13 protein-coding genes, 1 other RNA gene and 1 other annotated feature are annotated in these 15,351 nt (G+C 36.1%); all 14 genes read left to right on the top strand.

Annotation, left to right across the window (positions count from 1 at the left end; translation table 11 throughout):
- The first annotated feature begins 10 nt into the window (after window positions 1–10).
- Window positions 11–883 (top strand): protein translocase subunit SecF, encoded by an 873-nt coding sequence (gene secF, locus OXPF_RS07250; protein ID WP_054874534.1) that lies wholly within the window; start codon window positions 11–13, stop codon window positions 881–883.
- A gap of 105 nt (window positions 884–988) precedes the next feature.
- Window positions 989–3,439: a single-stranded-DNA-specific exonuclease RecJ gene (recJ, locus tag OXPF_RS07245; RefSeq protein WP_054874533.1), complete on the top strand. Its 2,451-nt coding sequence runs from the start codon at window positions 989–991 to the stop codon at window positions 3,437–3,439.
- The gene (locus tag OXPF_RS07240) at window positions 3,429–3,947 is read left to right on the top strand and encodes an adenine phosphoribosyltransferase (RefSeq protein ID WP_054874532.1); all 519 of its coding nucleotides are present in this window, start codon (window positions 3,429–3,431) and stop codon (window positions 3,945–3,947) included. Before recJ ends, OXPF_RS07240 begins: the two co-directional genes overlap by 11 nt.
- Before the next feature lie 117 nt (window positions 3,948–4,064).
- Window positions 4,065–6,239 carry a RelA/SpoT family protein gene (locus tag OXPF_RS07235; RefSeq protein ID WP_054874531.1) on the top strand — a complete coding sequence of 725 codons (2,175 nt, stop codon included), beginning with the start codon at window positions 4,065–4,067 and terminating at the stop codon, window positions 6,237–6,239.
- A gap of 9 nt (window positions 6,240–6,248) precedes the next feature.
- Entirely contained in the window at window positions 6,249–6,698 is a 450-nt protein-coding gene (dtd, locus tag OXPF_RS07230; RefSeq protein WP_054874530.1) for a D-aminoacyl-tRNA deacylase, read from the top strand.
- Between the two features lie 16 nt (window positions 6,699–6,714).
- On the top strand, window positions 6,715–7,326 hold the full coding sequence (locus tag OXPF_RS07225) for an MBL fold metallo-hydrolase (RefSeq protein WP_054874529.1): 612 nt from the start codon (window positions 6,715–6,717) through the stop codon (window positions 7,324–7,326).
- An 84-nt stretch (window positions 7,327–7,410) separates the two neighbouring features.
- The gene (locus tag OXPF_RS07220) at window positions 7,411–7,590 is read left to right on the top strand and encodes a DUF1700 domain-containing protein (protein ID WP_054874528.1); all 180 of its coding nucleotides are present in this window, start codon (window positions 7,411–7,413) and stop codon (window positions 7,588–7,590) included.
- A gap of 10 nt (window positions 7,591–7,600) precedes the next feature.
- Window positions 7,601–9,091: a coproporphyrinogen dehydrogenase HemZ gene (gene hemZ, locus OXPF_RS07215; RefSeq protein WP_054874527.1), complete on the top strand. Its 1,491-nt coding sequence runs from the start codon at window positions 7,601–7,603 to the stop codon at window positions 9,089–9,091.
- Between the two features lie 56 nt (window positions 9,092–9,147).
- Window positions 9,148–9,347, top strand: a binding site (T-box leader).
- A 38-nt stretch (window positions 9,348–9,385) separates the two neighbouring features.
- Window positions 9,386–10,645 carry a histidine--tRNA ligase gene (gene hisS / locus OXPF_RS07210; RefSeq protein ID WP_054874526.1) on the top strand — a complete coding sequence of 420 codons (1,260 nt, stop codon included), beginning with the start codon at window positions 9,386–9,388 and terminating at the stop codon, window positions 10,643–10,645.
- A 15-nt stretch (window positions 10,646–10,660) separates the two neighbouring features.
- Window positions 10,661–12,451, top strand: coding sequence for an aspartate--tRNA ligase (gene aspS / locus OXPF_RS07205; RefSeq protein ID WP_054874525.1), 1,791 nt, complete (start codon window positions 10,661–10,663; stop codon window positions 12,449–12,451).
- 60 nt (window positions 12,452–12,511) lie between these two features.
- Window positions 12,512–12,698, top strand: a non-coding RNA gene (gene ssrS, locus OXPF_RS21685) — 6S RNA.
- Window positions 12,699–12,714: 16 nt separating this feature from the next.
- Window positions 12,715–13,482 (top strand): tRNA threonylcarbamoyladenosine dehydratase, encoded by a 768-nt coding sequence (locus OXPF_RS07200; RefSeq protein ID WP_054874653.1) that lies wholly within the window; start codon window positions 12,715–12,717, stop codon window positions 13,480–13,482.
- Between the two features lie 91 nt (window positions 13,483–13,573).
- Window positions 13,574–13,843 (top strand): metal-sensitive transcriptional regulator, encoded by a 270-nt coding sequence (locus tag OXPF_RS07195; protein WP_054874524.1) that lies wholly within the window; start codon window positions 13,574–13,576, stop codon window positions 13,841–13,843.
- Window positions 13,844–14,012: 169 nt separating this feature from the next.
- Window positions 14,013–15,242 carry a serine hydroxymethyltransferase gene (locus OXPF_RS07190; protein ID WP_054874523.1) on the top strand — a complete coding sequence of 410 codons (1,230 nt, stop codon included), beginning with the start codon at window positions 14,013–14,015 and terminating at the stop codon, window positions 15,240–15,242.
- The last annotated feature ends 109 nt before the right edge of the window (window positions 15,243–15,351 follow it).

Below are 15,351 nucleotides of genomic sequence, written 5' to 3'. Positions count from 1 at the left end.
GAAGCAGGATATGTTAAAGATTGTCGAAAAGTCCAGACTATGGATTACTATATCTGTTGTTGTTATTGCAATCGGACTGGGATTCCTTATCTTTAGAGGACTTAATTTAGGAATAGATTTTGCTGGCGGTACCATAATGCAGGTAGATTTAAAAACGCAAGTAAATACAGAAGAGATAAGAGAGATAGCTGCAAAATATGTAAGTGATGCATCGGTGCAGTCTGTTGACGCAACAGGAATCATGATAAGAAGCAGTTCCATAACAAATGAGCAGGTAGAAAGCCTTAAAAATGAAATCAACACACTATATAAAATAGATTCTTCATCATGGTCAACAGAAACAGTCGGCCCTTCAATAGGTGCTGAGCTAAGCCGAAATGCACTTTATGCCATAATTTTAGCTTCAGTTGCAATGCTTATATATGTCGCCGTAAGATTTGAGCTTAATTTTGGAATTGCTGCCATTATAACATTAATCCACGATATTTTATTTACTGTGGGAGTATATGCAGTTTTACAGATTCCCATTAATTCAGCCTTTATAGCTGCTATATTGACGGTTGTGGGATATTCCATAAATGATACAATAGTTATTTTTGACAGGATAAGAGAAAATTCCAAAACAAATAGGAAAGCTTCTCTGGAAGAATTGGCTAATGCAAGTATCACCCAATCTCTTTCCCGTTCAATAAATACTGTTTTAACTACATTGTTTACTATAACCGCTTTATATTTTATAGGAGTAAGTGCTGTAAAAGAGCTGGCACTGCCTCTCATTTTAGGTATAGCAAGCGGTTCCTATTCATCAATATTTATAGCCACTCCAATATGGCTTATATTGAGGAAAAGAAGCAATGTTAAAAAAGGACTGGTAAATGCATAAGAGGTGGAAACACCTCTTTTTTATTTGCTTAAACATTATTAAATTGAACTGAGATTTAATATAAAATATAATATTTATGTATAGGTTTGTAACGGGGGAGAAGAAATGCAAAAAAAACGCTGGATAATAAAGAATAAACAAAATATAAATAATGTAAATGATGCGTTAGGAGTAGACAGTATTATAAAAAACATTTTATATAATCGCGGTATTGCAGATGAAGAATCCATTGATAAGTTTTTAGAACCCGATATTAAAAAACTTTATGATCCTTTTCTTCTTCCGGATATGAAAGAAGCAATTAATTTAATAAAGAAACATATAGACGCTAAAGGGAAAATTATCATATATGGTGATTATGACGCTGATGGTATCACGAGCTCATCCATACTATACCGTTGTTTTAAAAAGCTTAAGGCTGATATAGGCTTTTACATACCCAGTCGTATAGATGAGGGTTATGGGCTTAATATAGACGCCATAAAGGATATTGTAGACAAAGGAGCAAGTCTTATAATTACCGTGGACTGTGGTGTTACCGCTTTGGACGAGGCTTTTTACTGTAAACAAAAAGGTGTTGATATAATAATTACTGATCATCATGAATGTTCCGAGATTCTGCCCGATGCTTTAGTTATTAATCCTAAAAGACAGGATTCTTTGTATCCTTTTAAATACTTAGCCGGTGTTGGCGTAGCTTTTAAGCTGATTCAGGCATTAGCAAGCATATTTGATCTTAATATTATGGATTATATTGACTTAACCTGTATAGGTACTGTTGCAGATATTGTTCCTCTCCTTGATGAAAATAGGATTATAGTTAAATATGGAATTGAAGCTATTAAAAATACAAGAAATTATGGAATTCAAGCATTATTAAAATGCGCAGAAATAGACAGGGATAAGTTAAATACAACCCACATAAGTTTTTTCATGGCTCCCAGAATAAATGCCATAGGAAGAATTTCAGATGCCAATATAGGTGTGGAGCTTTTTATAAATGACTCCATTGAAAAGTCAATGGAAATCGCTGCCAAATTAAATGATGAAAATAAAAGGCGGCAGCAAATAGAAGAAGCTATATTTATAGAAGGGGAAAAACTGATATCTGATACATATGATGATAAAGATTATGTAATAGTCCTGCAGTCAGACTGCTGGCATATGGGAGTCGTCGGCATTGTTGCATCAAGGATTGTTGAAAAATACTATAGGCCCACAATACTATTGAACAAAGAGGGAAAATTATACAGAGGTTCGGCACGAAGCATTCAGGGTTTTAATTTATATGAGGCTTTATGCGAATGCTCTGATTTACTGCTAAAGTTCGGCGGCCATGATATGGCGGCCGGGCTTACCTTAGAAAACGGTAATCTTGCTTTATTTAAAGAAAAAATAAATGAAATTGCAAGGAGAAAAATATTAAAGAAAGATTTAATTCCCTTTATAAATATAGATTGGGAGCTTAATCAAAATGATTTGAATTATGAACTTGCAAATAAGCTTGAGCTATTGGAGCCCTTTGGAGTGGGCAATCCCGCCCCTGTATTTGCCTATAAGGAAACAAGAATACATGATATAAGAACTGTGGGAGATAAGGATAAACATTTAAAAATCCGTTTAAAAGATAATAAGAATACAATTGATGGAATAGCTTTTAATTTAGGACATACTATAGATGAATTCAGTAAAAATAATTGTATCGATTTAGTTTGTGAATTTGGGAAGAATACATGGAATGGAAGAGAAAGCCTGCAGTTTGTTGTTAAAGACATGAGAAAGTCACCTTTTAAGACTATAGAGGAAAATTTTTACCGTTCCTTAAAGCCGGTTATCGATAAGATGGATAAGTATAAATACGATGAAATAGAGGTCCTTACCGATTACATTATTGATTTGTCTTTGGATGATTTAATGGAGAAAATAAGCAACGAAAAGAGTTTAATAATAGTTAATAATGTTAATATATTAAAATATCTCCTTGATAATTACAGCCATTGTGAACTTCTATTTGATAATGATTCTTTAATTATAAATGATACAGTAATACTGGCAAACGGAGATTTGAGTTCAATTAATGCTAAGGCTTTTCATGGTATTTATATATTGGACAACATCTTTGACTGGGATTTTGTTCTCCATGAATGGTTTGACAATGAAGACGGAATAAATTTTTATATAGTATGCAAAGATGTTGTTCATGATGTTGAGTTTATAGAATCTCTTGAGCCTTCAAGGGACAAGTTGGAATATTTATTTTCATATATCAAAAAAAGTATTAACCGCAGACGAGATAAGCAAAGCGTTGAAACCATATCAAAGGCTTTATCTATGAATATTCTTTCAGTATATTATTGCCTAAAGGTTTTAAATGAGCTGGGAACTATATCAATTGCAGCATTAAAGGATGGATTTATGGCCTTTAGAGTTAATAAAGAGCTAGAAACAGATTTATCTTTATCTGCAACAATTAAAAAATTTGATACTATTAAGGAGAATATAAATAATTTAAAATATATATATCAAATGGCTAGGGGGTATAATAGTGAATATTAAGGAGAAAATCAGAATAATTGAAGACTTTCCAAAAGAAGGTATAAGTTTCAAAGACATAACCACTCTTACTGATGATAAGGATGTATTTAAATATACAATTAAAGAAATTGCTGAAGATTTAAGGGATAAAAATATAGATATTATCGTAGGGCCTGAAGCCAGAGGATTTATCATAGGAGCGCCTGTTGCTTATGAACTGGGTGCCGGTTTTGTGCCTGTAAGAAAACCGGGCAAGCTGCCTTATGATACCTTAAAGATTGAGTACCAATTGGAATATGGCACAGATGCCTTGGAAATACATAAGGATGCTATAAAAAAAGGACAAAGGGTGGCTGTCATTGATGATTTGCTCGCAACGGGAGGAACAATACAATCCGTAGCCAAATTGGTAGAGCAATTGGGAGGCGAAATCGTATCCTTCAATTTTATAATTGAGCTCACAGAGCTTAAAGGGAAAGAGAAGCTCTCGCCTTATCGAGTCCACTCGTTGGTTAAATATGACCTGTAGTTAAGCTTATTTATATAATAGTTTACACTTTATGAACAAATAGTATATAATATACTATAAATCAGATGGCTGGTAGGTTTACCAGCCATAGTTTTAATCCTGGAAAAGAGGGCTAATATGCTTGACGACCTGCTGAGTAAAATAAAAACCTATAATTCGAAATGTGATGAAGAAATTATCAAAAAAGCATTTGCATTTTCAGAGGAAGCACATAAAACTCAGGTAAGAGAGTCCGGAGAACCCTATGTGACTCATCCTATTCATGTTGCCGGAATACTGGTTGAGTTAGGTCTTGATACCTGTACTGTTGCTGCCGGCCTTCTTCATGATGTCATAGAAGATACAAAATACACCTATGACGATATCAAGGAAAACTTTAATGAAGAGATTGCCTATCTTGTTGATGGTGTTACAAAGCTTGGACGGATAGAATATAAAACAAAAGAGGAACAGCAGGCAGATAATATACGCAAAATGCTTTTAGCCATGGCAAAGGATATAAGGGTTATATTAATAAAGCTGGCAGACAGGCTGCATAATATGAGGACATTAAAATATTTACCTCAGGAAAAGCAAAAGTCCAAAGCAAAGGAAACCCTGGAAATATATGCACCTATTGCTCACCGGCTTGGTATATCCAAAATCAAATGGGAACTTGAAGACTTATCATTAAGATATCTTCATCCGGCAGAATATTACGAGTTGGTAGAAAAAGTTGCTCATAAAAGAACGGAGAGAGAAGAGTACTTAGAGCAGGTCATTACAACTTTAAGAGACAGGCTTGATTCTGCCGGTATAAAATCAGATATAGACGGCAGGCCTAAGCATTTTTATAGTATATATAAAAAGATGGTTTTTAAAAACAGGAATTTTGAGCAGATTTTTGATCTTTTGGCACTGCGAATAATCGTTGATTCAGTAAGGGATTGCTATGCTGCTTTGGGCATTGTCCATACCTTGTGGAAGCCTATACCCGGCAGGTTCAAGGATTATATAGCCATGCCTAAGCCTAATATGTATCAATCGCTTCATTCCACAGTAATCGGTCCTGAAGGACAACCTTTTGAGGTTCAAATAAGGTCCTGGGATATGCACAGGACAGCTGAATACGGTATCGCTGCCCATTGGAAATATAAAGAGGGTTCCGATCAGGAGGATGCTTTTGACAAAAAGCTTGTTTGGCTTCGTGAAATATTGGAATGGCAGGATGATACAAGGGATCCGAAAGAATTTATGGACGGACTTAAAATAGAGCTCTTTACCGATGAAGTTTTTGTATTTACTCCAAAGGGCTCTGTTATTGACCTGCCTGTTGATTCAACTCCTATTGATTTTGCTTACAGGATACACACTGATATAGGAAATAAATGCATAGGCGCAAAAGTAAACGGGAAAATGGTTCCTCTTGATTATAAATTAAGGACCGGCGATATTGTAGAGATACAGACCACATCAAGCGGCAGAGGACCGAGCAGAGACTGGCTTAAGATAGTAAAGAGCTCCCAGGCAAAAAATAAAATAATGCAGTGGTTTAAAAAACAAAACAGAGAAGAAAACGCTTCAAAAGGTAAGGAAATCCTTGAAAAGGAGATAAAGAGGCAGGGATATAATTACAGCGACCTGGCAAAGCAGGAATGGATGGAAATAGTATTAAAAAGGTTCAATGTTCAGCAGGTTGACGACCTTTTTTCTGCCATAGGCTATGGAGGTATATCCCCAAATCAGGTAATAACAAGGCTTAAGGATGAATACAATAAGACCGTAAAACAGGAAAGCAATGATTGGAGAGCCCTTGAAAAAGCCGCTCAGGAAAAGCAGGCGCAAAAAAAGAAGAAGGAAAGCACTGCAGGCGTCGAAGTCAAAGGCGCAGATAATATTATGATAAGGTTTTCCAAGTGCTGCAGTCCCGTTCCCGGTGATGAAATAGTTGGATATGTCACAAAGGGAAGGGGAGTATCCATTCACCGAAAAGATTGCCAGAATATTATAGAGCAGTTAAGCCAAAATGATGAAAAAATGATAGAAGTCAGCTGGGCAAAAGTACATGGTACTGAATATCAGGCAGATGTACAAATAGAAGCCAATGACAGACAAGGGCTTTTAGCCGAGATTACCAATATACTTACATTATCAAAAACCTTGGTTAGAGCCATAAATGCACGTACTTCAAGGGATGGGATGGCATTCATAAGCCTGACCCTGCAGATTAACGGCACCGAACAGCTGGAGAAAATTATGAAGGATTTCAGAAAAATATCCGGTATAAAAGATGTATACAGAACTAGGGCTTAGGAGGATTAAATGAGAGCAGTCGTTCAGAGAGTTGATAATTCGGAAGTTATAGTGGATGAAAAAATTAAAGGCAGCATAAATTGCGGCTTGGCTGTATTCCTTGGAGTGGAAGAGGGGGATACAGAGGAAGATTCAAAATACTTGGCAGATAAGATTATAAATTTAAGAATTTTTGAAGATGAAAATGATAAAATGAATCTATCATTGTTAGATATAAAAGGAGAAATATTGGCTGTATCACAGTTCACATTGTTAGGCGATTGCCGCAAAGGCAGGAGGCCTAATTTTATGGCTGCGGCAAAGCCTGAGACAGCGGTTGAACTTTATAATAAATTTATCGATTATGTAAGAATAAATAATATAAAGGTAGAAACGGGAGTATTTCAGGCTCATATGACAGTTAAAATCATAAATAACGGACCTGTAACTATTCTTCTTGACAGCAGAAAAAATTTTTAGGAGAGGAAAGTTAAATATGAAATATTTAAAAATACCGGCAGGTATATATGGAGCTAATTGCTATTGTGTATATGATGAAACATCGAGAGAGGGCTTTGTTATAGATCCCGGCGGTGACGGGGAAAAGATATTGAAGCTTATTAATAATGAGGGTATAAAGATATTGTTTATAATATTAACCCATGGCCATTTTGACCATACCGGCGGCGTTAATTATTTAAAGCAGATGCTTAACATACCTGTACTTATAAATGAAAAAGACACCGGCCTTCTATCAAAGGAGAACATAATATCAAATTTCTTTCCAGATTTTGAAGATGTATCTGCGGATGATTTTTTAAAGGATAAAGACAAGCTTAAATTCGGAGGTGAATTTTTAGAAATAATTGAAACTCCCGGGCATACGCCAGGCGGCATAACAATAAAGGTTGAAGATAATTTATTTACCGGTGACACATTGTTTTTCAATTCGGTCGGCAGGACGGATTTGCCCGGAGGCTCCTATGAGGTTTTAATTAAATCCATAAATGAAAAGCTTCTTATCTTTCCTGAAGGAACAAAGGTTCATCCTGGCCATGGAAATTCTTCGACAATAGGAAGAGAAAAGAAGTCAAACCCTTTTTTATAACTTTAATTTAAAATAATAGTGACTTTTGAATACCTCTCAATCTAATGGTTAAAATAATTTTAGAATCATTTGGGAGGTAATAGTTTGAAAAAGAGGACTAATTATTTCAAAATCAAAAAAGTTCAGAAAAATTTGGAATTAGGCTCCAATGACTATGAAGAAATGTTTGAGGAAGGCTTCAGCGATGCAGAAATATCAAATGAATTTGGAGTAGACGAGGATTATATAAAGAAGCTCCGTGAGGACTACCAAAAGGATTATTAGGAGATATTATATGTATTATGTTTTACTTGAAGGTCACAATTATTCATATGAAATATATGAAATGGTGACCTTGTATTTTCCCCAAGAGAAAATAACAACTATTAACAGTGAAGATGAACTGCCTGTTTATTGCAGATATATAAAGAGTTTCATCAGTGTAAATGAGGATAAAATCAAAGGAAGCTGCTTTTTATATCACGTAGAATCCGGTGTCAAAAACCTTATATCAAGCTCTGAGGAATCCCTTCCTATTGATGAAAATATAAAAAAATTAACGAAGCATTGCGTAAAAATTACAGCTTATAATATGCTTAAAAACCTTACGGGAGTAAATATGCCCTGGGGCATACTTGTAGGCATAAGGCCTGCAAAGATAGTAAATGACCTTAAATCAAAGGATTCATCGATAGATGAAATCAAAGATATATTGGGGGATAAATACCGTGTGAGGGAAGATAAAATTAATCTGGTAACAAAAGTATCGGATATAAGTTATCCTTTGATAAACACTGACAGTAAAAATATTTCCATATATATAGGCATACCTTTTTGCCCGACAAGGTGCGTCTATTGTTCCTTCGCCGCTTATCCGATAAAGCCTTATGAAAAATATATTTCTTCATATATAGAGGCTTTGAAATATGAAATGGATGAATTAAGTCGTTTTATAGATGGGAAGTTTAAAATAGATACTCTGTATATCGGCGGAGGAACTCCTACATCTCTGGATGATGACAGTTTTTATGAAGTTATTAATCATGCCGCACAAAAATTTCATGTAAAATCCTTAAAGGAATTTACTGTGGAAGCCGGCAGGCCGGATACCATCACAAAAGAAAAGCTTGATATAATGCATGAGCATATGGTTGATAGGATAAGTATAAATCCTCAAACCATGAATGATGACACGTTAAAGAGAATAGGAAGGCTACATAGTGTAAAAGATATAATAGATAAGTATGAACTGGCACGTAAATATAATTTCAATAGCATTAATATGGACATGATTGTTGGATTGCCAGGTGAAACTGAAGAAGACATAAAAAATACCCTTGATGAAATAATCAAGCTCAATCCCGAAAATATAACGGTTCACAGTATGTCACTAAAAAGAGCATCAAAATTGAAGGAAGAAATTATAAGCGGCAAGGAAGACAACTTAAATAGTGACAACATATACGATGCTTTGATGGAATATATTTACACCAATCTTTTTAAAAATCATTACACTCCTTATTATATGTACAGACAAAAGAAAAGCGCAGGCAATCTTGAAAATGTAGGTTATTGTATAAAAGATAAAGAATGTTTATATAATATTCAAATGATAGAAGAAAAGGAAACAATTATAGGCATAGGCGCCGATTCTGTCACAAAGATGGTTTTTACTAATGAAAACCGCATTGAGCGCTACGCGAACAAAAAGGATTTAACGGAATATATAAATACAATAAAGGAGAGCACTGAAAAAAAGATTAAGGCCTTGGGCATGTTGACATAGCAATAGTCAGATATTATAATTATTTCTATAGATTTCACAATGTTTCTTATATTTGTAATAATGTGATGAAAGAGAAGAGTAGGTTATACTGTCTTTAAGGGAGTGTACTCCATAGATTGAAAGGGTGCATAGGAAAAAGGTAGCTGAAAGACACTCATGAGCATGGCTTATAAAAAAGCCGCGTTTTCCGCGTTAAGGATTATAAGTGGGATTTTATATCCAATCAGGGTGGCACCGCGGAACTTCCGTCCCTTTCAGGGATAGGAAGTTTATTTATTTTTAGGAGGTATAAAGATGGCTATTAAAGCGCCAAGAGGAACAAAGGATGTATTGCCTTCTGAATCAGGAAGCTGGCAATATGTCGAAAAGCTTATGCGAGATATGTGTGAGCTTTATAACATAAAAGAAATCAGGACTCCTACCTTTGAACATACAGAACTTGTTCAAAGAGGTATAGGAGAGACTACTGACATAGTACAAAAGGAAATGTATACTTTCTTAGATAGGTCGGGCAGAAGCATTACATTAAAGCCGGAAGGCACTTCTCCTGCCGTCAGAGCATTTATTGAACATAATCTTTATAATGAACCGCTGCCAGGAAAGCTTTTTTATATAACTCCGGTTTTCAGATACGAAAAGCCCCAAGCCGGAAGGCTAAGGGAACACCACCAGTTCGGAATAGAAATTTTCGGTTCAAAAGAACCTTCTGCCGATGCCGAAGTTATAAGCCTTGCTATGGATTTATACAGAAGGCTTAAAGTTAAAAATCTTGAAATTAATATAAACAGCATAGGCTGCAGCAAATGCCGTGCAGAATATAACAAGGCCCTTAAGGAATATTTAAAGGCTAACATGGATGAATTATGCGAAACCTGTAAGGACAGGTTTGACAGAAATCCATTAAGAATACTGGATTGCAAAATGGATAAATGCAAGGAAATCGTAAAGGATGCCCCTGTTATAATAGATTATCTTTGCGAGGAGTGCAGCGACCATTTTGAAGGCTTGAAAAAACACCTTGATGTACTTGGATACAAATACAATATCAACCCCATGATAGTGAGGGGACTTGACTATTATACAAAAACTGTTTTTGAAATTATTTCAAATGACATAGGAGCCCAGGGCACTGTATGCGGAGGAGGACGCTATGACGGCTTATTTGAAGAATGTGACGGACCTCCCCTTCCCGCAGTAGGATTTGGCATGGGTATTGAAAGGCTTTTATTAACATTGCAGAGTCAAAATATTGAACTTCCCGTAAAGAATAAAATCGATGTATTTATTGCAGCTTTAGGAAAAGACGCTGAAATAAAGGCCTTCAACATTATAAACGATTTAAGGAAAAACAACATCTCTGCCGATAAGGATCACATGCAAAGAAGCCTTAAAGGGCAGATGAAATATTCGGATAAAATAAATGCGAGATACACAATTATACTTGGTGATGATGAACTTGATAAAAACAAGGTCAACATTAAAAACATGGAAACCGGTGAACAGACAGAAGCTGAACTTGACAAAATCATAGATGCTATAAAATCTATCATTTAATTGGAGGTAATTTAAATGGCTGAAAGACTTAATGGCTTGAAACGTTCCCATATGTGCGGCACATTAAGGGAAGAAAATATAGGAAATACCGTAACCGTCATGGGATGGGTTCAAAGAAAAAGAAATTTAGGAGGCCTTATATTCATCGATTTAAGAGACAGAACAGGCCTTGTTCAGGTGGTATTAGGCGATGAAATAGATAAAGCTGCCTTTCTTAAGGCCGATAACGTAAAATCAGAATATGTAATTGCAGTTTCCGGTGAGGTTGTAAAAAGATCATCCGTTAACACAACTCTTCCTACAGGCATGATAGAAATACTGGGAAAGGATATAAAGATACTGGGAGAATCAGAAACTCCGCCTATTATCATTAAAGAGGATTTGGATACCTCTGAGGCAATAAGGCTTAAATACAGATATTTAGACTTAAGAAGGCCGGACATGCAAAGAAATATGATAATAAGGCATAAGACAGCAAAGATTGCCCGCGATTTTTTAGATGATAACGGATTTATAGAAATAGAAACTCCCATACTGACTAAAAGCACTCCTGAAGGTGCCAGGGACTATCTGGTTCCCAGCCGTGTATCGCCGGGCAATTTTTATGCCCTTCCCCAATCTCCCCAGTTATTTAAACAGCTTTTGATGCTGTCAGGCTATGACAGGTATTTTCAGATAGCCAAATGCTTCAGAGATGAGGATTTGCGCGCAAACAGGCAGCCTGAATTCACCCAGATAGATATGGAATTATCCTTTGTGGATGTTGATGATGTAATCGATGTAAATGAAAGGCTATTACAGAGGATATTCAAGGAAATACACAATATAGATTTAAGCGTACCTTTTTTGAGAATGCCTTATAAAGAGGCTATGGATAGGTTTGGCTCCGACAAGCCGGATATAAGATTTGGAATGGAGTTAAAATCTTTAAACGATATAGTCAAGGCCTCGGATTTCAAAGTCTTTAAAGATGCATTACTAAATGGAGGAGATGTAAGAGCAATAAATGCCGCTGGCTGCGGTGATTTCGGAAGAAAGGACATTGACAGGCTTACTGATTTTGTTAAAACCTTTGGCGCCAAAGGCCTGGCATGGATAGCCTTAAATAACGGAGAAATAAAATCACCAATATCGAAATTCCTAAGCGAAAATGAAATGAGCGAAATAATTAAAAGGACAGAAGCTAAGGATGGAGATTTAATACTGATTGTAGCTGACAAGTCTAAGGTTGTTTATGCATCCCTTGGTCAATTGAGGCTAGAGATTGCAAGAAAACTAGGAATCCTTGACGGAAATATTGAGCATAAATTTCTGTGGGTTACTGAATTCCCCCTTTTAGAATATGATGAAGAGGAAAAAAGATATGTTGCTGTGCACCACCCCTTTACATCGCCAATGGATGAGGATATAGAATATCTTGAAAAAGAACCGGGAAGAGTGAGAGCAAAGGCTTATGATATAGTATTAAACGGTGAGGAATTAGGAGGCGGAAGCATAAGGATACATGATTCCAAGCTCCAGGAAAAAATGTTTGGAATTATAGGGCTTGAAATGAATACGGCATGGGAAAAATTCGGTTACCTATTGGAAGCCTTCAAATACGGTACACCTCCTCACGGCGGTCTGGCTTTTGGCTTTGATAGGCTTATTATGTTTTTGGTCAATACAGATAATATAAGGGATGTCATTGCTTTCCCAAAGACAAAAGAGGCATCAGACCCTCTAACAGATGCACCGTCTACGGTTGATGAAGCACAGCTTCTGGAATTGGGGATAGCATTGATACCAAATAAAATAAACTCATAAATTTTAGGATTTGAAACATACTATTCGTATACTGCAAGTTCTGCGATTTATAGAAAAAATAGCAGCCTGCTGTGTACGTGTATATGAATAGGTGTTTTGAGCCAACACTAATTAAACGGGAAAATGTCTCTGAGTATGTATTGCATGCCCTGAACCAAAAACTTCAAGGAAGCATGAAGTAATCAGGAATTTACCCACCTGCTTTAGCAGGTTCAAAGCATTCATATTACGGCACAGCGGGTTTTTCTATGGGAGGGGTAAATTTGCTTAATGCATTTTCAAGGACAGAGTTGATTTTGGGGCAAGAAAAAATGGATATATTGAAAAACAGTACTGTTGCCGTCTTCGGGGTTGGCGGAGTAGGTTCTTTTACAGTGGAAGGGCTTATAAGATCGGGATTAGGTAAAATAGTGCTTATTGATGATGATAATATTTGCCTTACCAATATAAACAGGCAGCTTCATGCCACAAGAAAAACCGTGGGTAAAGCCAAGGTAGAAGCTATGAAAGAGAGAATTTTAGATATTAATCCCAAAGCAGAGGTTATAACATATCAAAAATTCTACAGCAATGAAACAGCTGATGAGCTTTTAAATAAAGATTATGATTATGTAGTAGATGCCATCGATACTATATCAGGAAAGATAGACTTAGTCGTCCGGTGCAAAGAGATGAATATTCCCATAATAAGCAGTATGGGAGCAGGAAATAAATTAGACCCGACCAGATTTACGGTATCGGACATATATAAAACAACCATAGATCCATTGGCAAAAGTCATGCGCAAGGAATTAAGAAAAAGGAATATTGAATCTTTAAAGGTGGTTTATTCAACGGAAGAGCCTATAAAAGTGGAACAGGAAGCAGAAGCTTCCTGCAAGGTTAACTGCATATGCCCTCCGGGAACCGCAAGGAATTGCAGCTCAAGAAGAAATGTTCCGGGAAGTATTTCCTTTGTACCTTCTGTCGTTGGATTGATAATTGCCGGTGAAGCCATAAAGGATTTGACAGGTGTTAATAAAGGCTTTTAATGCTGTATTTGAATTTACTTGATTTGACATGAATTATAGATATTAGTATAATTTTAATATACCCCTATATAGTATATTGGGAGGTTTTTTTATGGAAGGCGATAAAATGAAGGCAGATATAAAAAACAGATTGAATAGAATCGAAGGTCAAATCAGGGGCATACACAGGATGATAGATAATGACGAAGGCTGTACCGATGTACTGGTTCAGATAGCTGCAGTCAGGTCTGCCATCAATAAAGTAGGCGGCCTTATACTTGAAAACTACACCAAGGATTGCATTAAAGGCAGTATTTGCAATCAGGAAGGTATGAATTCAATAGATGAACTCATAGAAGTGGTATTGAAATTCATGAAATAACTTACTATATAGTGAATTTATATAGTAAATTTCATGCCGAAACACGTTATATAATTTACAAATAATGAATGATTTTTACAATAATTTGCTCAATAGACATGTATAATTATTCGAGTTATTCTGATATAATGTTTTAATATCATAAAAGAAAAGGAGAACTGTAACACATATGCTTAACGAAGTTTTAAAAACTGATCAGGAAATTTATGAGTGTATAAAAAATGAGATGGACAGGCAGCAGCATCATATTGAGCTTATAGCTTCCGAGAATTTTACCAGCAAGGCAGTAATGGAAGCCCAGGGTACACAATTAACAAACAAATACGCTGAGGGCTACCCAGGGAAAAGATATTACGGCGGCTGTGAATTTGTAGATGTGGCAGAAAATATAGCAAGAGACAGGCTCAAAGAAATATTTGGAGGAGATCATGTAAATGTTCAGCCTCATTCAGGTTCCCAGGCAAATATGGGGGTTTATTTTACAATCCTGGAGCCGGGAGATACAGTTCTCGGAATGAATCTCGCCCATGGCGGACATCTCACCCATGGAAGCCCTGTTAACTTTTCAGGAAAAATATACAATTTCCATTCATATGGAATAAATAAGGACACGGGAATGCTTGATTATGATGAGTTGAGAAATGTTGCAAAATCAATTAAGCCCAAGCTTATCGTTGCAGGCGCCAGCGCTTATCCCCGTATAATAGATTTTAAGCTTATAAAGGAAATATGTGATGAAGTAGGGGCATATTTTATGGTTGATATGGCTCATATTGCAGGATTAGTGGCTGCAGGGCTTCATCCAAATCCGGTACCCTATGCGGATTTTGTAACAACCACAACCCATAAAACCTTAAGAGGCCCCCGCGGAGGCGCTATAATCTGCAAGGAAAAATTTGCAAAGGATTTAGACAAGGCTATTTTTCCAGGAATTCAGGGCGGACCTTTAATGCATGTTATCGCAGCAAAGGCTGTGTGCTTCAAAGAGGCATTGTCTCCTGAATTCAGGAAATATCAGGAACAGGTTGTTAAAAATGCAAAGGCAATTGCCGACGAACTTATAAGATATGATTTTAATTTGGTTTCAGGAGGTACAGATAACCACCTGATACTCGTTGATTTAAGAAATAAAGGCATTACAGGAAAAGATGCGGAAAATCTTTTGGGGAAGGTTAATATAACCGTTAATAAAAATGCCATTCCTTTTGATACCGAAAGCCCATTTATAACAAGCGGCATAAGAATAGGTTCCCCTGCCGTTACAACAAGAGGCTTTGTTGAAGAAGACATGATAGAAATTGCAAGCATTATAAACGGAATTATACAGTACAGGGATAAAGACTTATCTGCCTATAAGGACAGAGTTATCAAGCTTTGCAAAGCACACCCGCTTTATTGATAAAAAACCGGATTAATTCCGGTTTTTTATTTGTCTTCTGCCTGGAAAATTAATGAATGTTTAATTTTCGGTATTCTTTTCCTATGTTATACTTAAAGAGAAAACTAAT

The organism is Oxobacter pfennigii, from assembly GCF_001317355.1.
GTDB classification, from domain to species: domain Bacteria; phylum Bacillota; class Clostridia; order Clostridiales; family Oxobacteraceae; genus Oxobacter; species Oxobacter pfennigii.
This window is presented reverse-complemented; position numbering and strand designations above follow the sequence as displayed.